24 protein-coding genes and 1 riboswitch are annotated in these 22,400 nt (G+C 59.9%); of the genes, 16 read left to right on the plus strand and 8 right to left on the minus strand.

Annotated features, from left to right (window positions below):
• The first annotated feature begins 57 nt into the window (after positions 1-57).
• The 3 genes from BM174_RS09020 (at position 58) to BM174_RS09030 (ending at position 2,368) form a co-directional block, all read left to right on the plus strand.
• Positions 58-915 carry an SDR family oxidoreductase gene (locus BM174_RS09020; RefSeq protein WP_093923516.1) on the plus strand — a complete coding sequence of 286 codons (858 nt, stop codon included), beginning with the start codon at positions 58-60 and terminating at the stop codon, positions 913-915.
• A gap of 11 nt (positions 916-926) precedes the next feature.
• Positions 927-1,511, plus strand: coding sequence for an exopolysaccharide biosynthesis protein (locus BM174_RS09025; protein ID WP_093923517.1), 585 nt, complete (start codon positions 927-929; stop codon positions 1,509-1,511).
• Positions 1,512-1,582: 71 nt separating this feature from the next.
• Positions 1,583-2,368, plus strand: a complete 786-nt coding sequence (locus BM174_RS09030) for an ion transporter (RefSeq protein ID WP_093923518.1) — start codon at positions 1,583-1,585, stop codon at positions 2,366-2,368.
• Positions 2,369-2,382: 14 nt separating this feature from the next.
• On the opposite strand, the gene dxs is transcribed toward BM174_RS09030, so the two are convergent.
• From dxs to BM174_RS09055, 5 genes are all read right to left on the minus strand, one after another.
• Entirely contained in the window at positions 2,383-4,311 is a 1,929-nt protein-coding gene (gene dxs / locus BM174_RS09035) for a 1-deoxy-D-xylulose-5-phosphate synthase (protein WP_093923519.1), read from the minus strand.
• A 25-nt stretch (positions 4,312-4,336) separates the two neighbouring features.
• Positions 4,337-5,197 (minus strand): polyprenyl synthetase family protein, encoded by an 861-nt coding sequence (locus tag BM174_RS09040; protein ID WP_425442349.1) that lies wholly within the window; start codon positions 5,195-5,197, stop codon positions 4,337-4,339.
• Between the two features lie 15 nt (positions 5,198-5,212).
• The gene (locus BM174_RS09045) at positions 5,213-5,455 is read right to left on the minus strand and encodes an exodeoxyribonuclease VII small subunit (RefSeq protein WP_093923520.1); all 243 of its coding nucleotides are present in this window, start codon (positions 5,453-5,455) and stop codon (positions 5,213-5,215) included.
• Between the two features lie 141 nt (positions 5,456-5,596).
• Positions 5,597-6,298: a response regulator gene (locus BM174_RS09050; RefSeq protein WP_093923521.1), complete on the minus strand. Its 702-nt coding sequence runs from the start codon at positions 6,296-6,298 to the stop codon at positions 5,597-5,599.
• On the minus strand, positions 6,295-6,807 hold the full coding sequence (locus BM174_RS09055; RefSeq protein WP_093923522.1) for a MarR family winged helix-turn-helix transcriptional regulator: 513 nt from the start codon (positions 6,805-6,807) through the stop codon (positions 6,295-6,297). The genes BM174_RS09050 and BM174_RS09055 overlap by 4 nt, the downstream gene beginning before the upstream one ends.
• Positions 6,808-6,970: 163 nt before the next feature.
• Here BM174_RS09055 and BM174_RS09060 point away from each other — a divergent pair, with 163 nt between their 5' ends.
• Positions 6,971-7,843, plus strand: a complete 873-nt coding sequence (locus tag BM174_RS09060) for a branched-chain amino acid aminotransferase (protein WP_093923523.1) — start codon at positions 6,971-6,973, stop codon at positions 7,841-7,843.
• Positions 7,844-7,896: 53 nt separating this feature from the next.
• Here BM174_RS09060 and cobO read toward each other — a convergent pair whose 3' ends face one another.
• From cobO to aroC, 3 genes are read right to left on the minus strand one after another with little or no spacing between them, the layout of a single operon-like run.
• Entirely contained in the window at positions 7,897-8,496 is a 600-nt protein-coding gene (gene cobO, locus BM174_RS09065) for a cob(I)yrinic acid a,c-diamide adenosyltransferase (RefSeq protein WP_093923524.1), read from the minus strand.
• A 58-nt stretch (positions 8,497-8,554) separates the two neighbouring features.
• Positions 8,555-9,496 (minus strand): DMT family transporter, encoded by a 942-nt coding sequence (locus BM174_RS09070; protein ID WP_093923525.1) that lies wholly within the window; start codon positions 9,494-9,496, stop codon positions 8,555-8,557.
• Between the two features lie 19 nt (positions 9,497-9,515).
• The gene (aroC, locus tag BM174_RS09075) at positions 9,516-10,625 is read right to left on the minus strand and encodes a chorismate synthase (protein ID WP_093923526.1); all 1,110 of its coding nucleotides are present in this window, start codon (positions 10,623-10,625) and stop codon (positions 9,516-9,518) included.
• Positions 10,626-10,720: 95 nt separating this feature from the next.
• Positions 10,721-10,821, plus strand: a riboswitch (TPP riboswitch).
• A gap of 36 nt (positions 10,822-10,857) precedes the next feature.
• Here aroC and thiB point away from each other — a divergent pair.
• From thiB to BM174_RS09135, 12 genes are all read left to right on the plus strand, one after another.
• Positions 10,858-11,835 carry a thiamine ABC transporter substrate binding subunit gene (gene thiB / locus BM174_RS09080; protein ID WP_093923527.1) on the plus strand — a complete coding sequence of 326 codons (978 nt, stop codon included), beginning with the start codon at positions 10,858-10,860 and terminating at the stop codon, positions 11,833-11,835.
• Positions 11,811-13,364 carry a thiamine/thiamine pyrophosphate ABC transporter permease ThiP gene (locus BM174_RS09085; protein ID WP_093923528.1) on the plus strand — a complete coding sequence of 518 codons (1,554 nt, stop codon included), beginning with the start codon at positions 11,811-11,813 and terminating at the stop codon, positions 13,362-13,364. The genes thiB and BM174_RS09085 overlap by 25 nt, the downstream gene beginning before the upstream one ends.
• On the plus strand, positions 13,351-14,043 hold the full coding sequence (locus BM174_RS09090; protein WP_093923581.1) for a thiamine ABC transporter ATP-binding protein: 693 nt from the start codon (positions 13,351-13,353) through the stop codon (positions 14,041-14,043). The genes BM174_RS09085 and BM174_RS09090 overlap by 14 nt, the downstream gene beginning before the upstream one ends.
• 76 nt (positions 14,044-14,119) lie before the next feature.
• Positions 14,120-14,740 carry an FMN-binding negative transcriptional regulator gene (locus tag BM174_RS09095; protein WP_093923529.1) on the plus strand — a complete coding sequence of 207 codons (621 nt, stop codon included), beginning with the start codon at positions 14,120-14,122 and terminating at the stop codon, positions 14,738-14,740.
• A 91-nt stretch (positions 14,741-14,831) separates the two neighbouring features.
• Positions 14,832-15,443, plus strand: coding sequence for a glutathione S-transferase (locus BM174_RS09100; RefSeq protein WP_093923530.1), 612 nt, complete (start codon positions 14,832-14,834; stop codon positions 15,441-15,443).
• A gap of 176 nt (positions 15,444-15,619) precedes the next feature.
• Positions 15,620-16,180, plus strand: coding sequence for a ubiquinol-cytochrome c reductase iron-sulfur subunit (gene petA, locus BM174_RS09105; RefSeq protein ID WP_093923531.1), 561 nt, complete (start codon positions 15,620-15,622; stop codon positions 16,178-16,180).
• 11 nt (positions 16,181-16,191) lie between these two features.
• Positions 16,192-17,535 (plus strand): cytochrome b, encoded by a 1,344-nt coding sequence (gene petB / locus BM174_RS09110; protein ID WP_093923532.1) that lies wholly within the window; start codon positions 16,192-16,194, stop codon positions 17,533-17,535.
• Between the two features lie 5 nt (positions 17,536-17,540).
• Positions 17,541-18,770: a cytochrome c1 gene (locus tag BM174_RS21585; protein WP_281244849.1), complete on the plus strand. Its 1,230-nt coding sequence runs from the start codon at positions 17,541-17,543 to the stop codon at positions 18,768-18,770.
• Between the two features lie 212 nt (positions 18,771-18,982).
• Positions 18,983-19,873 carry a metal ABC transporter substrate-binding protein gene (locus BM174_RS09120; RefSeq protein WP_093923533.1) on the plus strand — a complete coding sequence of 297 codons (891 nt, stop codon included), beginning with the start codon at positions 18,983-18,985 and terminating at the stop codon, positions 19,871-19,873.
• On the plus strand, positions 19,870-20,712 hold the full coding sequence (locus tag BM174_RS09125; RefSeq protein WP_093923534.1) for a manganese/iron ABC transporter ATP-binding protein: 843 nt from the start codon (positions 19,870-19,872) through the stop codon (positions 20,710-20,712). Before BM174_RS09120 ends, BM174_RS09125 begins: the two co-directional genes overlap by 4 nt.
• Positions 20,709-21,566 carry a metal ABC transporter permease gene (locus BM174_RS09130; RefSeq protein WP_093923535.1) on the plus strand — a complete coding sequence of 286 codons (858 nt, stop codon included), beginning with the start codon at positions 20,709-20,711 and terminating at the stop codon, positions 21,564-21,566. The genes BM174_RS09125 and BM174_RS09130 overlap by 4 nt, the downstream gene beginning before the upstream one ends.
• Positions 21,563-22,393: a metal ABC transporter permease gene (locus BM174_RS09135; protein WP_093923536.1), complete on the plus strand. Its 831-nt coding sequence runs from the start codon at positions 21,563-21,565 to the stop codon at positions 22,391-22,393. Before BM174_RS09130 ends, BM174_RS09135 begins: the two co-directional genes overlap by 4 nt.
• The last annotated feature ends 7 nt before the right edge of the window (positions 22,394-22,400 follow it).

The following is a 22,400-nucleotide window of genomic DNA, read 5'->3' on the forward strand; positions in this document are numbered from 1 at the left end:
CGCGTGAATTGCGCGCGGCCCCTTGCCGATTGCGTCAACAAAAGCCAGTTTAGCGGAATGGAAAAAACGTTACTCTCGTTCGGCCATGGTTATAGCGCGCGGGCATTGGCACGCCGCCTGATCCCGCAAGGCTGGACAATTTACGGCACCACCCGCAGCGCAGACAAAATGGATGAAATCCGCCAGACCGGTGTGACCCCATTGCTCTGGCTTGGAACCGATCTTGCCCCCTACCTTGACCAATGCGCGCATCTGCTGATCTCTGCCGGTCCGCAACCCGATGGGGATCCCGTGTTGCTCGCGTTGGGTGATGAAATCGCCCGCCGCGCTGGACGGATTCGCTGGGTTGGCTATCTGTCGACCACCGGCGTTTACGGGGATCATCAGGGCGAGTGGGTGGATGAAACCACGCCGCTGGCTCCTGCCACGAGACGCGGCCATGCACGGGTCGCGGCCGAACAGGCATGGGCGGCCATTCCCGATCTTCCGCTGCATATCTTCCGGCTCGCGGGCATCTACGGCCACGGACGCGGGCCTTTTGCAAAGGTGCGCAAAGGCACGGCTCGGCGTATCATCAAGCAAGGTCAGGTGTTTTCGCGCATCCATGTCGAGGATATCGCATTGGCGCTGGAGCTTTCGATCGCGGCCCCTCAACGCGGGGCGATCTATAATTTATGTGACGATGATCCTGCCCCGCCGCAGGACGTGATCGGCCACGCCGCCGAGTTGCTGGGCCTCCCCCTGCCGCCTGCAGTAGACTTCGATAAGGCCGATCTGTCCCCTATGGCCCGCAGCTTTTACTCTGAAAGCAAAAAGGTTCGGAACGATCACGCCAAGGCGTCGTTGGGCTGGCAACCGCAGTTCAAAGATTACCGCAGCGGCCTCGCGGCGTTGTTGGAGGACGAGACCGCATAAGGGGAGCGCAGATGTCCGACACCGACGACCACACACTGTCGCATCTGCTGGACGGTATGGAACACGCGGCGACAGCCGGCAGCGTTTCGGTCCGCGACATCATCGCCGAGTTTGGCGACCGGTCGGTGACCCCCTTCATCCTTATGGTATCGCTTTTGATGGTCTCGCCGCTCTCGGGCATTCCCGGAGCGCCGACGATATCGGCCTGCATCATCATCTTGCTGTCAGCACAGGCGCTCTATGGTCGGCGCAGCCTTTGGCTTCCTGATTTCTTATTGCGCCGCGAAATGTCGGCTAGGCGGCTCAAGAAGGCCGTGCAGTGGATGCGCAAGCCCTGCGCCTTTGTTGATCGCCATTCCCACAAGCGCATGCGGATCCTGACCAGTGGCCCGATGCGGTGGTTGACATTGGCGGCCTGTATCGTGATCCCGCTGGGCTGGCCGATGTTAGAAGTGCTGCCGATGGTCACATCGCTGGGGGCGCTGACGGTCGGGCTGATGGCCTTTGGATTGTTCACCCGCGACGGACTTTATGTGCTCTTCGGTTATATTCTGGCCATCGCGTCCGCAGGTCTGGGCTTGGCCTTGCTGATCTGACAGTCGGTGCTTGTGACCCTTCCACCTCGTCGCCATATAGAGCCAAAGAGACTTCAGGCAGGGCGGCACTAATGCGGGAAAAACTCCGGTCATTTCTGGAAGATGCACGTGTGATCAATGCGATCATGGCGGTGATTATCTTTAATGCCGTGCTGTTGGGGATGGAAACATCACCTGCGATCATGGCGCGGTTTGGCACGTTGATCTATGCGCTTGATATCGCCTGCCTGTCGGTCTTCGTGGCGGAATTACTGGCCAAGATCGTTGCCTATCGCGGGCGTTTCTTTCGCGATGGCTGGAACATCTTTGACTTCGTCATCGTGGCAACATCGCTGGTGCCTGCCGCACAAGGCTTCACCGCGCTGCGGGCATTGCGCATCCTGCGGGTGTTGCGGCTATTGTCGACCGCACCGCGTTTGCGCCGCGTTGTCGAAGGCTTCATCTCGGCCCTGCCCGGCATGGGGTCGGTATTTCTGCTGATGGCGCTGATTTTCTACATCGGCGCGGTCATTGCCACCAAACTCTTCGCCGGCACCTTCCCCGAATGGTTCGGCACACTGGCGCGGTCGGGGTATTCGTTATTCCAGATCATGACGCTGGAAAGCTGGTCGATGGGGATCGTCCGGCCCGTGATGGAGATTTACCCACTGGCGTGGCTGTTCTTCATCCCCTTCATCATGGTCACCACCTTCGCCGTGGTAAACCTGCTGGTTGGCCTCATCGTAAACTCGATGCAAGACGCCCACCATGAAGAAGAAAACGCCGAAACCGGAGCCTACCGCGATGATATGACAGCGCGGTTGGAAGGTATCGAGCAAAAGCTTGCAGCCCTGCTGGCGCAGCGTGACGTAGAGTAGCGCGGGCGCCGGGCTTAGGCCCGCTTTGCCCCGATGCTCGAAATCCCCAGCACATTTAGCACTTTTGCCTCGATCTGTTCGGCACTCATGCCAGCCACTTCGTACATATCGGCAGGGCTTGCCTGATCGATAAATGTATCAGGCAGCACCATCGAGCGGAACTTCAGCCCAGTATCGAACACGCCTTCATCGGCCAGTAGTTGCGCCACATGCGAGCCAAATCCGCCAACAGCCCCTTCTTCGATAGTGATCAGCGCCTCGTGGTCATTGGCCAGTGTCAGGATCATCTCCCGGTCTAGTGGCTTGGCAAAGCGCGCATCCGCGATGGTCGGCGTGATGCCCTTGGCCCGCAGCGCTTCGGCGGCTTTTTCAACTTCGGCAAGACGGGTGCCGAACGACAAGAGCGCAACTTTTGCACCTTTCGCGATGATCCGGCCCTTACCGATCTCTATCGGCTCGCCGCGTTCTGGCATGGTCACGCCATTGCCCTCGCCGCGTGGAAACCGGAAGGCGATCGGTCCGTCGTCATAGGCCGCAGCGGTCGCAACCATATGTTTCAGCTCGGCCTCGTCTGCGGCGGCCATCACCACAAACCCTGGCAAGTTGGCAAGAAAAGCCACGTCAAACGCACCGGCATGGGTGGCCCCGTCAGCACCGACCAAGCCCGCGCGGTCAATGGCAAAGCGCACCGGTAAACGCTGGATCGCGACATCATGCACGACCTGATCATAACCCCGCTGCAAGAATGTCGAATAGATCGCGCAGAACGGTTTCATCCCGCCCGCCGCCATCGCTGCCGAAAAGGTCACGCCGTGTTGTTCGGCAATGCCTACATCAAAGCAGCGTGAAGGGTAGCGCTCAGCAAACAGGTTCAACCCCGTGCCATCCGGCATCGCCGCCGTAACCGCGCAAATCTTGTCGTCCAGCGCCGCCAGTTCGACCAGCGTGTCGCCAAACACCGAGGTATAGCTCGGCGCATTCGAGGGCGTTTTCTTTTGCTCACCCGTCACCACGTCGAACTTGGCCACGCCGTGGCCCTTGTCGCGGGCAGCTTCGGCAGGACCGTACCCCTTGCCCTTTTTGGTGAGCACATGGATCAGAATAGGACCGGTGGCGCGGTCTTTGACAGTGCGCAGAACCGGCAGCAACTGGTTCAGGTCATGCCCGTCAATCGGCCCAAGATAGGAAAAGCCCAACTGCTCGAACAGGGTGCCGCCCACTGCCATCCCTTTGAGCATATCCTTGGCGCGCTTGGCCCCTTCACGGAACGGATAGGGCAGCAAGCTGACCGCGCCTTTGGCCGCCGCTTTCAAATCCTGAAACGGCGCCTCGGCATAAAGACGGCTCAGGTAAGACGACATCGCGCCCACAGGTGGCGCAATCGACATCTCGTTATCGTTGAGGATGACGATCAACCGCTTGCCCAAATCGCCTGCATTATTCAGCGCCTCATAGGCCATACCCGCCGACATCGCCCCGTCACCGATCACCGCGATCGCATCACCCAGACCCTCGGGGATATCGCCACCCAAATCCCGCGCCACGGCAAATCCCAAGGCCGCGCTGATCGAGGTCGAGGAATGGGCCGCACCAAAGGGGTCGTAGGGGCTTTCACTACGCTTGGTAAATCCGCTGAGCCCGTCTTTCTGCCGCAGGGTGCGAATGCGATCCCGCCGCTCGGTCAGGATTTTGTGCGGGTAACACTGGTGCCCGACATCCCAGATGATCTTGTCACGCGGGGTGTCAAAGATCGCATGGAGTGCCACGGTCAGCTCTACCACCCCGAGCCCTGCACCCAAGTGGCCACCGGTCTCGGACACCGCCGAAATCGTCTCGGCGCGGACTTCGCTTGCCAGCTGGTGCAACTCGGCATCGCTAAAGCGTTTCAGGTCGTGCGGGCGGGCAACTTGGTCCAGCAGCGGTGTCTTGGGCGTTTGGGACATGAATGGCCTCCTGCGGCACGGCGGATCAACTGTTTCGGGCAATAACGAAGGCAGCGGCCTGTCGCAAGGTTTCGCCCTCGGCTCCGTAGACAGATAGGGCATCGCAGGCCGATTGCACGAGGTCGCGCGCACGCTGCTTTGCCCCGTCCAAACCCAGATGCGACACGAATGTCGCCTTGCCCGCATTGGCATCCTTGCCCGTGGCCTTACCGACAGTGGCCGCATCGCCCTCAATATCGAGAATGTCGTCAGCGATCTGAAAGGCCAGACCAAGGTCGCGGGCGTAGGCCTGCAACGCACGCGTCTGTGCGCCTGCCATCCGTGGCCCCGCCAAAGCGGCCCATTCAAAAAGCGCACCGGTCTTGCCCGTCTGCAACGCGGTGATCTGCGCCAGCGACAAAGGCGCGGCGGCGGTCTCTGCGGCAATATCCATCGCCTGACCGCCCACCATGCCCCGCACGCCCGCCGCCTGCGCCAAGCTGGCGATCAACGCACAAGCTGCCTCGGGCGGGCAGGGGGTTTCAGCAACCAGTTGAAAGGCCAGCGTCTGCAAGGCATCGCCCGCCAGAACAGCTGTCGCCTCGTCCCATTTACGGTGCACCGTCGGTTGCCCACGGCGCAGATCGTCGTCATCCATGCAGGGCAAATCATCATGAACTAACGAATAGCTGTGCATCGCTTCAATCGCTGCCGCTGGTGCGGCCGCGTCATCAGCGGCAACCCCGTGGAGCCGCGCCGACTCGAATACCAGAAAGGAGCGCAAACCCTTGCCGCCTGTCACCGCATAGCGCATCGCATCCGCCACCGGACCCTGCGCGTCGCCTAGAGCTGAGACAATGCGTCGCTCGGCGCGCGCGGCAGCCTCGGCCAGCGCTTGCTCAAACAGTACCCCCACGCCCGCCTACTGGGGGTCCAGAGGTTTCAGTCCGGCAGGGTTGCCATCGCTATCCAAGGTGATCGCAGCGACCTTTTCTTCGGCCTCTTTTAACTTGGCTTCACACCGCGCCTTCAGCTTCGCACCACGCTCATAAAGCGCGATGCTTTCGTCCAAAGCCACATCGCCGCGCTCAAGCTGGCCCAAAACCTTCTCAAGCTCCGCCATTGCAGTTTCAAAGTTCATTTCTTCAACGGGGGTGTCGGTCATTGCAGCCTCATTAATAGCAGTTTGGCGCAATCTTAATCCCCGCCGCGCGCCAAGACCAGCACCCTCTGGCTTCAATTGGCCGGTTAAACTCCAAGGGGGTCTGAGGGTTTGGAGCCCCAGGTTGCGGTCAGCTCCGCAACCTCAATCGGGCGCCAGCATATAGCCCGAGCCGCGCACCGTCTGAAGGTACTGCGGCTGCTTGGGGTTATCCTCGATCTTGCGACGCAAACGGGTGATCTGCACATCCACCGCCCGTTCTTGCGCCTGCCCGCGATCGCGCCCAAGCTCCTCAACCAGCTTGGCGCGGCTTAATGCAGTCCCCGGCTGGGCCGAGAATATCTTCATCAATTGGATTTCTGTCGCAGTCAGCCGAACCAGATCGTCACCTTGCCATAATTCGCCACGTTCCAGATCATAGCGGATCGTGCCAAGCGTCAGAACCTTGGGCGCGGCATCTTCGGCGCGGGTGTCAGGCATCCGCCGCAGGATTGCGTTAATGCGCAGCAACAGCTCTTTAGGCTCGAAGGGTTTGGGCAGATAATCGTCGGCGCCTGCCTCCAGCCCCTCGATCCGGTTGCCGGTTTCGCCCTTGGCGGTCAGCAGCAGGATCGGCGTTTGCAATGTCTCGCGCAGCGACCGTGTCAGAGCCAGCCCGTCCTCGCCGGGCATCATCACATCCAGCACGATCAGATCAAATTCCAGCCCTGCCAAAATCCGGCGGGCATGGGCCGCATCGCGGGCCGAGGTTACCAAAAACCCGTGCCGCATCAAAAACTTTTGCAACAGCGTGCGAATGCGCTCGTCATCGTCAACGATCAGCAGATGGGCGTCGCCTGCGCTCATGTGCTGCTATCCTTGAGCCGGATATAGCTTTGGCGCAGTTCGGGATCCATCATAGCCTCCAATACGGTGCGAAATCCGGCCACCGCTTCCGGCCCTGCATCGCGAAATGCGGCCCGCATGCGGGCGCGCTGTGCGTCTGACAACTGCTGTTCCAAGGCGCGGCCCGGATCGGTCAGATACAGATGGCGTTCACGTTTGTCGTTCCGGCCCACCCTGCTTTGTACCAGACCATCCGAAATCAGCGTGCGCAAGACACGGTTGAGTGACTGTTTTGTCACACCGAGGATGTTCAGCAGGTTGTTAACCGTGGTGCCCGGTGCGCGATTGATGAAGTGGATCGCGCGGTGGTGCGCCCGCCCGTAGGCAAGATCAATCAAAATCCGGTCAGGGTCTGCGGTAAATCCACGGTACGCAAAAAACATGGCTTCGCTGCCCTGACGTATTTGTTCGTCAGTGAGAAACAGCAGGCTGTCGCTGTTGCCCGAAGAAAGCCCGCGCCCGTCTGCCATGGAAAATCCCTTTGTATACCGGTCCGCAGTTTAAGTCAGTCATGTTGACATTCCAAGAGTGAAAGGCTATCGAATCGAGGCTTTTGCGTAATTTAATGTCTCAACTTGGGTATATTGGCGCAATATTCGCAAACACAACACTCCGAGCGGGAAAGGATACACCATGGCAGGCGCAGCCTACGACAATCGAGACGGGCACATCTGGATGGATGGCAAAATGGTCGACTGGCGCGATGCCAACGTCCATATCCTGACCCATGCGATGCATTATGCTTCTTCCGTTTTTGAGGGCGAACGCGCCTACAACGGCAAAATCTTCAAGAGCCGCGAACATTCTGAACGCCTGAAGCGCTCTGCCCAGATGATCGACTTTGAAGTGCCCTATACAGTCGATGAAATTGAAGCCGCCAAGGTCGAAGTTCTTGCCGCCTCGGGCTTGCAGGATGCCTATGTGCGCGCCATCGCGTGGCGTGGTGCGGGTGAAGACATGGGTGTTGCTTCCGCGCGCAACCCCGTGCGCCTTGCCATCGCCGCATGGGAGTGGGGTGCCTATTATGGTGACGCCAAGATGAAGGGCGCCAAGCTCGACATCTCGAAATGGAAGCGCCCAAGCCCCGAAACTATCCCCAGCCATGCCAAGGCAGCGGGGCTTTATATGATCTGCACCATGTCCAAACATGCCGCCGAAGCCAAAGGCTGTTCCGATGCGATGATGTTTGATTATCGCGGCTATGTGGCCGAGGCGACGGGCGCGAATATCTTCTTCGTCAAAGATGGCGAGGTCCACACGCCGGATCCCGATTGCTTCTTGAACGGCATCACCCGCCAGACCGTCATCGGCATGCTGCGCGATAAAAACATCAAGGTACACGAGCGCCACATCATGCCCGAAGAGCTTGAAGGGTTCGAGCAATGCTGGCTGACCGGCACTGCCGCCGAGGTCACGCCCGTTGGTCAGATCGGAGACTACCACTTCGAGGTCGGCACGATGACCCGTGATATCGCGGAATCTTACGAAAAGCTGGTTCGCGCTTAAGCGCAATTGCTTCACGGGAAACATTAAGGGCGGCCAATGGCCGCCCTTTGCTATTAGTAATCGACGCCTTTTTGCGCCTTGATCCCGGCCTTGAACGGATGCTTCACCTCTGCAAACTCGGTCACCAGATCGGCATAGTCACAAAGCGCCGGTTTTGCATCGCGGCCCGTCAGGATCACGCCGGTTTTCGGGTCCCGCGCGTTCAGCGCTGCGAGCACGTCCTCGACGGAGATATAGTCATAGCGCATCGCGATATTGATCTCGTCCAGCACCACTAGATTGTACTTTCCGCTGGCCATCATCTCGCGCGCTTTGGCAAAGGCGGCTTGGGCGGCAGCGATGTCGCGTTCCTTGTCTTGGGTGTCCCAGGTGAAACCCTCGCCCATGGTGTGCCAGTCAACACCGCCCATCCGGTCAAAGAACAACCGCTCGCCGGTTTTCCATTTACCCTTGATGAACTGCACGACGCCGACGTCCTGCTTCCAGCCAAGCGCGCGGATCGCGACGCCGAAGGCGGAGGAGGATTTGCCCTTGCCCGCGCCGGTATGGACCAGCACCAGACCTTTTTCGGGGTCTTGCAGCTCGGACACTTTGGCACGCTGTTCGGCCTGACGTTCCTGCATTTTTTGCTTGTGGTCGGTGGTCTCGGACATGGGGGGTCTCCTTCACGATTTGACGGGCACCATAGGCGCATCACCAGCAGGGTAAAGGTCAGGCTTTCGGATCGGTGACAGATCGCGCTTTGCCGCGCTCCAGCCCCAGCTGCCGTTCACGCCAGATCACCAAGGCTCCGGCCGAGATTACCAGCGCCGAACCGGCCAGCATCATCGTTGTGGGCAGTTCGTCGAACAGGAAATACCCCAGCCCGATGGCAAACAGCATCGAGGTATAGTCATAGGGAGCCAGCATCGATGCAGAGCCAAAGCGATAGGACGATGTGACCAGTATCTGCGCCACCCCGCCGACGATCCCTGCCGAGACCAGCAGCATCAACGTCTCGCCGGTCGGCAACACCCAGCCAAAGGGAAGGGTCAGAAGCGCCAGCAACGAGGCGGTCGCAGAAAAGTAAAAGACAATGGCGGCGGTATGTTCGGTCTGCACCAGTTGCCGTAGGTGAATTTGCACGAGACTGCGCATCATCGTGGCGATCAGGATCAGCACAGCGCCGATGGTGGCTGTCGCTTCCATCACCTCGTTGCCGTCAAAGCGGGGCCAAAGGATGATCAGCACGCCGACCAACCCAACCGCCACGGCGCTCACGCGGATCAGGCGGATTTTCTCACCCAATAGGATCGCCGCCAGAATGACCGTAAAGATCGGCGTAGCAAATCCGATCGCCGTAACTTCGGGCAGGGGCAGCATACCAAGACCGGTAAAGGTGAGCCCCATCGCGATTGAACCAAAAAGCCCGCGCCAGACATGGCCCATCGGGTTCACTGCAATCAATCCGACCCGCAACTGGCCCATCTGCGCCAGCCAGACAAGGATCACCGGAATGGCAAAGAACGAGCGGAAGAACACTGCTTCGCCTGACGGCACATCAAGTTCGGCTGTCCTCTTGATGATGGCAGACATGCAAGTGAACAAAAAGATCGCCATGACCTTGAGCAGGACGCCAAGCCCCGGACGCGCAGAGAAATCCTCTACCTTCAACGCACAGCCCTCGGAAGTGTCACTTGGAGGGTCCGATCTTGCCGCGATTTTCGCCGACCTGACCGCGATGCAGCAACATATGGTCAAGCAGGACACAGGCCATCATCGCCTCGCCGACGGGAACGGCGCGGATGCCAACGCAAGGATCGTGGCGGCCCTTGGTGATGATCTCGGTCTCCTCGCCGTCTTTGGTGATGGTCCGGCGCGTGGTCAGGATGCTGGAGGTCGGCTTGACCGCAAAGCGCACGACGATGTCTTGCCCCGTGCTGATCCCGCCCAATATGCCGCCTGCATGATTTGAGGAATACTGCGGCCCGTCTTGGCCCATGAATATCTCGTCGGCGTTCAACTCTCCGGTCAACATCGCGGCGGACATGCCTTCGCCAATCTCCACGCCCTTCACGGCATTGATGCTCATCATCGCAGCGGCAAGATCGGTGTCGAGCTTGCCATAAACCGGTGCACCCAGCCCCGCAGGCACACCGCGCGCCACGATTTCGATGATCGCGCCGACGCTGCTGCCGGATTTGCGCAGCCCGTCGAGGTAGTCTGCCCAGTCGCCTGCCGCTTTGGCGTCAGGCACCCAGAACGGGTTGCGCTCGATCTCGGCGGCGTCAAAGGCGTCGCGGTCAATCTTGTGGGGTCCCATCTGCACCATATAGCCGCTAATTTGCACATTGGGCGCCAGCGTCTTGATCGCTTCGCGTGCCAACCCGCCCGCCGCCACACGGCTCGCGGTTTCGCGCGCCGAAGACCGCCCGCCGCCGCGATAGTCGCGGATGCCGTATTTCTGGTAATAGGTAATGTCGGCGTGACCGGGGCGGAACTTGTCCTTGATATCGCCGTAGTCCTTGGACCGCTGGTCGGTATTCTCGATCAACAACTGCACTGGCGTGCCGGTTGTTACACCCTCGAACACCCCCGAGAGGATGCGCACCTCGTCGGCCTCACGCCGTTGGGTAGTGTATTTGTTCTGCCCCGGTTTGCGCTTGTCCAGCCAGTGCTGGATCATCTCGGCGTCTACCGGCACGCCGGGAGGGCAGCCATCAACGGTCGCGCCAATCGCAGGCCCGTGGCTCTCGCCCCAAGTGGTGACGCGAAAGAGATGTCCAAAGCTGTTTACTGACATGGGCGCGGTCTCCTGTTGCCTTCATTCCTTAAAGGGCAGGGCGGGGGGCCTCAAGGGGATTTGGCTTGCAAATCCTTTGGCTGCGTCTTAGGCCTGCAGGCACCTCGGGGGGCCATTTAATGGCTGAGATTGCGCAAGCTGACCCGTTGAACCTGAACCGGTTAACACCGGCGGAGGGAAGGTCTGGACATCACTCCATCCTTTTTCCCTTTCGCCGCAAAAGGAGGATGCGATGAAGTATCTTACACTTGCAGCGGGCATTTTGGGGGCCTCGGCAGCATATGCCGAAACACCCGAGCTTACGGTCTATACCTATGACAGCTTTGTTTCTGAATGGGGTCCTGGCCCTGCGATCAAGACGGCATTTGAAGCAGAGTGCGCCTGCACCCTGAAGTTTGAGGGCATGGGCGACGGCGCGGCCTTGCTGGCGCGGCTCAAGCTGGAGGGCGAACGCTCCGAGGCGGATGTGCTTTTGGGCATCGATACCAGCCTGATCGCCACGGCCAAGGCAACGGGCCTGTTTACCCCCACCACGATCAAGGCAGATTATACCCTGCCCGTGGCTTGGGAAGACGACACCTTTGCCCCCTATGACTGGGGCTATTTTGCCTTTGTGCATAACTCTGACATGACACCCCCGAAAAACTTCACCGATCTCGCGGCGAGCGACCTCAAGATTGTGATCCAAGACCCGCGGTCCTCCACCCCCGGTTTGGGGCTGCTGATGTGGGTCAAGGCGGCGTATGGCGACGAGGCTGCCGGTATCTGGGAAGGTCTGGCAGACAATGTGGTCACCGTCACCAAGGGCTGGTCCGAGGCTTATGGCCTGTTTCTTGAGGGCGAGGCCGACATGGTGCTGAGCTACACAACTTCGCCCGCCTATCACCTGATCGCCGAAGAAGACGCGACCAAATCGGCAGCGGTTTTTGACGAAGGTAACTATATGCAAATCGAGGTCATGGGACGGCTTGCCGCCTCGGACCAGCCGGAACTGGCCCAGCAATTCATCGAGTTTATGGTATCGGACGCCGCCCAATCGGTCTTGCCGACAACCAACTGGATGTATCCTGCGGTGACCCCGGCGGCAGGACTGCCCAAAGGGTTCGAAACGCTGTCGGTGCCGGAAAAGGCGCTGCTTATCGCCAATGACGACGTACCCGCCCTGCGGGATGAGGCCTTGCAAGAGTGGCTCGGCGCGTTGTCGCAATAAGCCCGCGCGGCGGGATCGCGGCAGCAGCCTTGGTGCTGCTGTTGATCCTTGCCGCTTTGGGTGCTGTGATGTCCCGCGCCGAAGTCGGCGCGGGGCTTTCACCTTCAGACTGGGCGGCGCTGCGCTTTACCGTGGTGCAGGCGGTCCTGTCAGCGGTGATTTCGACGATTTGCGCTGTGCCAGTGGCGCGGGCCTTGGCGCGGCGGCGATTTTTCGGACGCGGCGTTTTGGTCACCCTGCTGGGTGCGCCGTTTATTCTGCCAGTGATCGTGGCTGTTATCGGGCTGCTCACCGTGTTTGGCCGTGCGGGTTGGTTCAACCTTGCGCTGGGCGCGGTCGGGCTGCCGCCGGTTTCGATCTACGGGCTGCACGGCGTGGTGCTGGCGCATGTGTTTTTTAATCTGCCCTTAGCAACGCGGCTGTTATTGCAGGGCTGGCAAACTCTCCCGTCCGAGCGGTTCCGGCTTGCCGCACAGCTTCGGCTCACCCCTTTTGCTGCGTTTCGCGCGATCGAATGGCCGATGCTACGGCAGGTGCTGCCCGGTGTGGCGGCGCTGATATTTGTGATTTGCCTGACCAGCTTTGCGGTCGCGCTGACGCTGGGGGGCGGGCCGCGCGCGACCACTGTGGAACTGGCGATTTATCAGGCCTTCCAGTTCGATTTTGACCTTGGCCGCGCAGCGCGATTGTCGCTTGCGCAACTGGTGCTGGCAGGCGGCGCGGCGCTGATCGCGCTCTGGGTCATCCCACCTGTCAGCCTTGGCAGCGGCCTCGACCGCCCCGTGCAACGATGGGAGCGTGGCGGAACCGCCCGCGCCCTCGACACTATATGCATCACCCTTGCCGCCGGATTTCTGCTGCTCCCGCTCAGTGCGATCCTTTGGCGCGGGACCTGGGGGCTGGCAGCTGTGCCGCCCGTGGTCTGGAAGGCGGCGGGGCAGTCGATTTTCGTGGGCTGTATCAGCGTCGTTGTTTTAGGCGTTCTGGCGCTGCCGATGGCGGGGTGGATCGCCAGCAGCCGTCGTGGCGGGGTCGAGGCGATTGGATTGCTGGGGCTGTCAGCATCACCACTGATGATCGGAACGGGGTGGTTTATTCTGATCCATCCGGTTGCCGCCCCTGCAACGCTGGCCTTGCCGGTCACCGCGCTGGTCAATGCCTTGATGGCCTTGCCCTTTGCATTGCGGATCATGGTGCCGCGCTTGCGCGACACAGTGCAGGATTACGGCAGGTTGAGCGCGACCCTGGGCCTGCGCGGCTGGCCGCTGTGGCGCTGGGTGCTGCTGCCGCGGGTGCGCGCGCAGGCGGGGTTTGCCGCCGGGCTGACCGCTGCCCTGTCGATGGGCGATTTGGGGGTGATTGCCTTGTTTGCCGATCAGGACCGTGTGACCCTACCGCTGCAAATGTACCGCCTAATGGGCGCCTATCAGATGGAGGCTGCAGCAGGTGCCGCGCTGATCCTTTTGACGCTAGCGCTCGGGGCTTTCTGGATTTGCGACAAAGGAGGGCGCTGGCATGCTGAAGCTTGAAAAGTTCGAAATCCGGCAGACCGATTTTGCCCTCTCCGCCGATATGGTGCTGGAGCCACGCACCAAATACGCGGTCATCGGTCCTTCGGGTGCCGGTAAATCGACCCTGTTAAACGCGATTTGCGGATTTATCTCGCTGAGCGGGGGTCGTTTGCTGTGGCAGGGTAGCGATATAACGCAAGCCGACCCCGCTGACCGTCCGATGACCATGTTGTTTCAGGACAACAACCTGTTTCCGCATCTAAGCGTGCAGCAGAATGTCGGCCTTGGTCTGCGCCCAGATCTGCGGCTGCAACGGGACGAGAAAGATCGGGTGGCGCAGGCACTGGCGCGAGTCGGATTGCAGGATCATGCGGATAAACGTCCCGGAGCCCTGTCGGGGGGCCAACAAAGCCGTGCCGCATTGGCGCGGGTTTTGGTGCAGGCAAGACCGCTTGTGTTGCTGGATGAACCCTTTGCCGCGCTCGGCCCCGCGCTGCGCAACGAGATGCTCGATTTGGTGCAAAGTCTGATCGAGGAGACCGGTGCCGCCCTCATGATGGTCACCCATGCGCCGCAAGATGTGCGCCGGATCGCGGATCAGGTGATTTTTGTCGAAGGCGGGCGTGCCCATGCACCGCAACCTGCCGCCGCGCTTATGGATAATCCGCCGCCGGAGTTGCGCGCCTACCTGGGCTAGGGCGGCCTGCCCGTTGCAAGCAGCCCCTAATCGCGCCACACCTGTGTTGATCCGACCGCAAAAGGGCCGAAAAGCGATGCACCCCAACCCGATCTACCATGACGCCGACGCCCCGCGAAACGTAGCCTTCGCCCGCAAGCGTGGCTTTGGTCTTTTGGCGGTGAACGGTGCGGAGTTCCCGCTGCTAAGCCATGTACCTTTCTTGCTCGATAACGCGGGCGATCTTGCCGAATTGCATCTGGTCCGCTCCAACCCGATTGCGCGGGCGTTGAAAACCGGTTTGCCTGCCAAGATCGCGGTATCGGGGCCCGATACCTATATCTCCCCCGATTGGTACGGTGTCGACGATCAGGTGCCGACGTGGAACTACGTCGCGGTGCATTTAACCGGCACGCTGGATATGCTGCCGCAGGACGCGTTGCGCGATATTCTCGACCGGCAATCAGCGTTCTATGAGGCGCAACTGCTGCCCAAAGCGCCTTGGACGACCACCAAGATGACACCCGAAGCGCTAGAGAAGTTGATGCGGATGATCGTGCCCTGCCGGATGCGGATCACCGGGATCGATGGCACGTGGAAGCTGAGCCAGAACAAGGCCGAGGCGGTTCGGCTTAGCGCTGCGGCGCAGGCGGCGCGCTTTGGCTTTGGAAGTGAAGCCGAGGATATCGCCGCGATGATGCGCGATTTGCCCGCCTAAAGAGGGGCGAATCGCTCGGCAGGCGCACTGCACGATTGCGGCGGCGCGCGGCTGCCGCAATACTCGGGGCGAAACCCAAAGGAACTGACCGATGAAACTTTCCTATTCGAAAACCTCGCCCTATGTCCGCAAGGTGATGGTGCTGCTGCACGAAACTGGCCAGCTTGCTGATGTGGCACTTGCTGATACCGCCACCACCCCCATCGCGCCGGATGATAGCCTGATCTCGCGCAATCCGCTGGGCAAGGTGCCCGCGCTGGAGCGGCCCGATGGCCCGACGCTTTATGACAGTCGCGTCATCTGCGCCTATCTGGACGACCGTGCGGGCGCCAAGCTTTACGGCAAGGGCCAGCACCGCTGGGATGTGCTGACGCTGGAGGCCACAGCGGACGGTATCCTCGATGCGGCACTATTGATGGTCTATGAAGGCAAACTGCGCCCCGAAGACAAACGCATGGACGCATGGGTAGAAGGCCAGTGGGGCAAAATTGCCCGCGCTTGCGCCACGCTCAACACCCGCTGGGTCAGCCAACTGAGTGGTCCGGTTGATATGGGCCAGATCGCGGTTGGTTGTGCGCTGGCCTATGTCGAGTTCAGATTGGGCGATCGCGGTTGGCGCACTGGCAACGATGCACTGGCAGCGTGGTTCAAAACCTTCGAATCGCGGCCTTCCATGCAGGCAACCCGGCCTCCGGCGGCATAATTTGCAAAAAAGTGGTTGTTTTTGCGTCGCACCCTACAGGGTGCGACTTTTTGTATGGCATTGGCATCTGGACGGGCGCGGCCTGTCCCGATAGATACCGCACTGAACAAAGGCGGCATTTGCGTGCCGTCTCGAAGTTTGATGGCCCGTGTCGGGTCTAGAAGTGGAGAAAACCCGTGTCACAAGCTGATGATCACGCAGGCAACCGGAGGGATTTCCTCTATTATGCAACCGCAGGGGCCGGAGCCGTTGCGGCTGGGGCTGCCTTTTGGCCGCTGGTCAACCAGATGAACCCCTCTGCCGACGTTTTGGCGTTGTCGTCGATCCGCGTCGATGTGGGCGGCCTAGAGCCGGGCACACAGTTGACCGTTAAATGGCTCGGCAAGCCGGTTTTCATCCGCCGCCGCACCGAAGCGGAAATCGCCGAAGCGAAAGACACCGACGTCAGCGCGCTTCCCGACCCCATCGCACAGAACGCGAACCTTGCGGGCGATGCGCAGGCCACCGATGCAAACCGCGCGCTGGATGAAACCGGCGAATGGCTGGTGATGATCGGCGTGTGTACTCACCTTGGCTGTGTGCCTCTGGGCGACGCAGGTGATTTTGGCGGTTGGTTCTGCCCTTGCCACGGGTCGCACTACGACACAGCGGGCCGTATCCGCAAAGGTCCGGCACCGCGCAACCTTGATGTGCCGGTCGCCGAATTCCTCGACGAAACCACGATTAAACTGGGTTAAGGAGCAGACAGATGGCTGGAATACCACACGACCATTACGAGCCTAAGTCCGGCGGAGAGAAGTGGCTGCACAGCCGCCTTCCCGTTGTTGGTCTGCTCTATGATACATTGATGATCCCCACCCCCAGAAACCTGAACTGGATGTGGATCTGGGGCATCGTGCTGACATTCTGTCTGGCGTTGCAAATCGTCACCGGCATCGTGCTGGCGATGCATTACACGCCGCAGGTTGATATGGCGTTCGCTTCGATCGAACACATCATGCGCAACGTGAACGGCGGCTATATGCTGCGCTATCTGCACATGAACGGCGCCTCGTTGTTCTTTGTTGCGGTCTATGCCCACATTTTCCGCGGTCTCTACTACGGGTCTTACAAAGCCCCGCGTGAGATCACCTGGATCATCGGCATGCTGATTTATCTGCTGATGATGGCGACCGGTTTCATGGGCTACGTTCTGCCTTGGGGTCAGATGTCCTTCTGGGGTGCGACAGTGATCACCGGCCTGTTCGGCGCGATCCCGTTCATCGGGGAAAGCCTGCAGACCTTGCTGCTGGGCGGGCCCGCCGTGGACAACGCCACGCTGAACCGCTTCTTCTCGCTGCACTATCTGCTGCCCTTCGTGATTGCAGGTCTGGTGATCGTGCATATCTGGGCCTTCCACACCACGGGCAACAACAACCCCACCGGTGTTGAAGTGCGCCGCGGATCAAAGGAAGAGGCCGAGAAAGACACGCTGCCGTTCTGGCCCTACTTCGTGATCAAGGATCTCTTCGCTCTGGCGGTGATCCTCACGGTTTTCTTTGCCATCGTCGGCTTTATGCCAAACTACCTTGGCCACCCTGACAACTATATCGAAGCGAACCCGCTGGCGACGCCTGCGCATATCGTGCCCGAATGGTACTTCCTGCCGTTCTACGCGATCCTGCGTGCTTTCACCTCCGAGGTTTGGGTTGTGCAAATCGCGTCCTTCGTGACCGGTGGCATCATCGACGCCAAATTCTTTGGGGTTCTGGCGATGTTCGGGGCGATTGCGGTTATGGCGCTGGTGCCATGGCTCGATACCTCCAGCGTGCGTTCGGGCCGCTACCGTCCGATGTTCAAGTGGTGGTTCGCTCTGCTGGTAATCGACTTTTTTGCCCTGATGTGGCTGGGGGCGATGCCTGCCGAAGAACCCTATGCCAGCTTCTCGCTGATCGCGTCGGCCTATTGGTTCGCGTATTTCTTGGTCATCCTGCCGCTTTTGGGTGTGATCGAAAAACCGCTGTCGCAGCCTGCGACCATCGAAGAAGACTTTGATGCGCATTATGCCCCCAAGGTCGGTGGCACCAAGACGATCGTGAATCCGGCGGAGTAATGGATATGAAAATGACACCTAAATCCATCCTTACGACGGCTCTGGCGACGGCTTTTGCCCTGTCCGGTGCGCTCGCACAGGCTCAGGACACGACAACCACCACCGAAGAGGTGCCGCAAACCACACCGGCACCGCAGGCTGACCCCCAGCCTGCCACAGAGCCTACGGTTGAGCCCACAGTTGAACCCGTCGCAGAAGAGCCTGCGGCGGACACCACAAGCTCGACAGAGCCCGCTGCCGCACCGGCAGAGGCGCCTGTCGCAGAAGAGCCTGCCGCTGAAGCAGCTGTTGAAGAGCAGCCTGTCGAGGAAGTTACCGAAGAAGCTGTTGAAGAGCAGCCCGCTGAGGAAATGACCGAGGAAGCCACTGAAGAGCAGCCTGCTGAGGAAGCAACCGAGGCAGTTGTTGAAGAGCAACCTGCCGAGGAAGCGACCGAAGAAGCCGCGCATGGCGACGACGCCGCCGAGCATGAAGCCGCTGCAATGGCCGACGAAGACCACGGCGACGATGATGCCCATGCCACACCGCATATCGAGAACATCGACTTCTCGTTCGACGGCCCATTCGGCAGCTATGACGTCAACCAGCTTCAGCGCGGTTTGCAGATTTACACCGAGGTCTGCTCGGCGTGCCACGGCCTGCAATATGTCGCACTGCGGACCTTGGGTGACGAAACAGGCCCGAACTTGCCCGAAGATCAGGTGATCGAGTATTCCAAGCAGTGGGACGTTTTCGACCCCGAACTGGACGATACCCGCGCCGGTACACCGGTTGACCACTTCCCCGGTTCGAACCTTGAAAACGCACCTGACCTGTCGTTGATGGCAAAGAAGCGTGCGGCGTTCCACGGCCCCTACGGTCTGGGGATCAACCAGTTGCTTTATGGCTTTGGTGGACCTGAGTACATCACCGCGCTGCTGACCAGCTATACCGGTGAGACCAAGGAACAAGCGGGCACGACCTTCTACGAGAATACCGCCTTTCCGGGCGGCTGGATCTCAATGGCGCCGCCACTGGGTGACGAGCAGGTCGAGTTTGCGGATGGTCACGCCAATGATCTGCACCACATGGCCGAGGACGTCTCTGCCTTCCTGATGTGGACCGCCGAGCCGAAATTGGGCGCACGCAAGCAGGCCGGTTTTGCCGGCGTGCTGTTTCTGACGCTGTTGTCGGTGCTGTTGTACCTGACCAACAAGCGGATCTGGGGTCCGGTCAAGTACAAGCGCCGCGACTGATTGCATCGCGTCTTTTGAAATCTGAATAACCCCCCGTGGCAGCCGCTGCGGGGGTTTTCTTTATCTTGCAGGGTCGCAATTTCGCCAGATGCGCCTAGGTAAAAGAGGGCTGGTGCTCTTGTTGAGAATCATTATCAATAGCATTTACACTGCAAAGTATTTCTCCTACTAATTCGGGAGACGTGTTGCCTGACGCTACAAAAGGATACGACATGCGCTTAAGGCCCCTCATCCTTGCCCTGACTGCGGCGCTTTTACTGCCCGCAGTCGCCATGGCCAAAGAGGACAAGTTCAAAGCTGTGACGACCTTTACCGTGATTGCCGATATGGCGCGCAATGTGGCGGGGGATGTGGCGATTGTCGAAAGCATCACTAAGGCCGGGGCGGAGATTCACGGCTATCAACCGACCCCGCGCGACATCATACGCGCGCAGGGTGCTGATCTGGTGCTCTGGAACGGGCTGAACCTTGAGCTGTGGTTTGCACAGTTCTTCTCCAACCTCTCCGACGTGCCGAGCGTAACGCTCAGCGACGGGATTGAGCCGATGAGCATTGCCGAAGGCGAGTATAACGGCAAACCCAACCCGCATGCGTGGATGAGCCTCAGCAACGCGCTGATCTATGTCGATAACATTCGCGATGCCTTTGCCGAGCATGACCCCGAAAACGCCGAGATATATGCCGCCAATGCCGAGGCCTATAAGCAGCAAATCACCGATACGATTGGCCCGCTAAAAGAAGCGATCCTCGAAATCCCCGAGCCTCAACGCTGGCTGGTCACCTGTGAGGGCGCATTCAGCTATCTTGCCCGCGACTTCGAGATGAAAGAGCTGTATCTCTGGCCGATCAACGCCGACAGCCAAGGCACGCCGCAACAGGTTCGCAAGGTGATCGACGGGGTGCGCGACAATGACATCAAGGCGGTGTTCTGTGAAAGCACCGTCAACCAAGCCCCTGCCGAGCAGGTTGCCCGCGAAACCGGCGTCGCCTATGGCGGGGTGCTCTATGTCGACAGCCTGACCGAAGAAGACGGGCCAGTGCCGACCTATATCGACCTGCTGCGTATCACCTCTGAAACCATCGTGAATGGGCTGTCCGAATGAGCACAGGGTCCGGTATCAAGGCCAGCGACGTTACCGTAACCTATCGCAATGGCAACACAGCCCTGCGCGATGCGTCGTTTGAAATTCCCACTGGCACGATCACCGGATTGGTTGGCGTCAATGGTGCAGGCAAATCGACCCTGTTTAAGGCAATCATGGGCTTTGTGCCCGCCGCCAAGGGCGAGATCACGGTGCTGGGGATGCCAGTCAAACAGGCTCTAAAGCAGAATATCGTCGCCTATGTGCCGCAGTCCGAGGAGGTCGATTGGACCTTTCCGGTGCTGGTTGAAGATGTGGTGATGATGGGGCGCTACGGCAAGATGGGCTTTTTGCGCCGTCCTGCCGCTGCCGACTACGCCGCTGTGACGCAAGCGCTTGGACGGGTTAACATGACCGAGTTCCGCCACCGCCAGATTGGCGAGCTTTCGGGCGGGCAGCGCAAGCGGGTGTTTCTCGCCCGCGCGCTGGCCCAAGAGGGCAAGGTGATCCTGCTTGACGAGCCGTTTACTGGCGTCGATGTACAAACCGAGGACGCGATCATCGCGCTGCTGCGCGAGATGCGCGATGAGGGGCGCGTGATGTTGGTCTCGACCCACAACCTTGGCTCTGTGCCGGAGTTTTGTGACCGTACCGTGCTGGTCAAGGAAACCGTGCTGGCCTACGGCCCGACCGAGACGACCTTCACCCATGAGAACCTGGAACGCGCCTTTGGCGGCGTGTTGCGGCACTTTGTGCTCGGCGGTGCCGATCTGCACGATGATGACGACACTCGACAGATCAGGGTGATCACCGACGACGAGCGCCCATTTGTTGTCTATAGCGACGAGGATCAGAAATGATCGAGACGCTGCTGCTCCCGTTTTCGTATGGCTATATGTTCAATGCGATGTGGGTCAGCGCGTTGGTCGGTGGCGTCTGTGCCTTCCTCTCCGCCTATTTGATGCTAAAGGGCTGGTCGCTGATCGGTGACGCGCTGAGCCATTCCATCGTGCCGGGTGTGGCGGGGGCTTACATGCTGGGTCTGCCTTTCGCTTTGGGCGCTTTTGCGGCTGGTGGATTGGCGGCGGGGACGATGCTGTTTCTAAGTCAGCGTTCGGGACTGAAAGAAGACACTATCATCGGGCTGATCTTCACCTCGTTCTTCGGGCTGGGCCTGTTCATGGTGTCACTGTCGCCGATGTCGGTCAGTATCGAGACCATCACGATGGGCAATATCCTTGCGATCACGCCGTCGGATACGCTGCAGCTGGCGATCATCGGGTTCGTGACGCTGGCGGTTTTGCTGGCCAAGTGGAAAGACCTGATGGTGACCTTCTTTGATGAAAATCACGCGCGGTCGGTGGGGCTCCGGCCCGATGTGCTGAAGGTGGTGTTTTTCACCCTCCTCTCGGCCTCCTGCGTGGCGGCACTTCAGACGGTGGGGGCGTTTCTGGTGATCGCGATGGTTGTCACGCCGGGTGCCACCGCTTACCTGCTGACCGACCGTTTCCCGCGGCTGTTGATGCTGAGCGTGTTAATCGGTGCGCTGACCAGTTTCACCGGTGCCTACCTCAGCTTTTTCGTTGACGGCGCAACCGGCGGGCTGATCGTTAGCTTGCAGACAGTGATCTTCCTGATCGCGTTCTTTTTCGCGCCGAAACACGGGTATTTTGCCGCCCGCCGCAAGGCACGCAGAGCGTTGGAGGCGAAATGATCGAGACGCTTCTCCAACCCTTCCAATTCGCCTTTATGACCAAGGCTTTCTGGATGATGGCGATCCTCGCCGTGCCGACGAGCCTACTGTCGTGTTTTCTGGTGCTCAAAGGCTGGTCCCTGATGGGCGATGCGATCAGCCATGCCGTCCTGCCGGGGGTGGTGGTGGCCTATCTGATTGGCATTCCACTGATCATCGGTGCGTTTGCCGCGGGGATGGTCTGCGCGCTGGCGACCGGGTTTCTGTCAGATAACAGCCGCGTCAAGCAAGACACGGTGATGGGGATTGTCTTCTCCGGCATGTTCGGCTTTGGTATCGTGCTCTACACCAAGATCAGAACCGACGTGCATCTGGACCACATCCTCTTCGGTAACATGCTGGGGGTGAACGCGAACGATCTGTGGACTGCAGGGATTATTGCCGCCATCGTCGGCGGGATCATCATCGCGAAACGGCAGGACTTTCTGTTGCACGCATTCGACCCTATTCAGGCCAAAGCTGTCGGCCTGCCGGTCGGCTGGCTGCATTATGGGCTGCTGACGCTGATCACGATGACCATTGTCGCGACACTTTCGGCGATCGGGATTATCCTGTCGATCGGCCTGCTGATCGCACCCGGAGCGATTGCGTTTTTGTTGACCAATCGGTTCTCGCTGATGCTGCCGATTTCGGTCGCGGTGACGCTGGTTTCAGGCGTTTTAGGTCTCTATGTCAGCTTTTTCATCGACAGTGCGCCTGCGCCGACGATCATTCTGGTGATGACCGCGATTTTTATCGTGGCCTTCCTCCGCACTAGCTTGAAAACCCGGCGCGCTACTGCCGGATAATCGCTGT

It is taken from the genome of Sulfitobacter brevis (genome assembly GCF_900112755.1).
In the GTDB taxonomy this organism is placed as follows: domain Bacteria; phylum Pseudomonadota; class Alphaproteobacteria; order Rhodobacterales; family Rhodobacteraceae; genus Sulfitobacter; species Sulfitobacter brevis.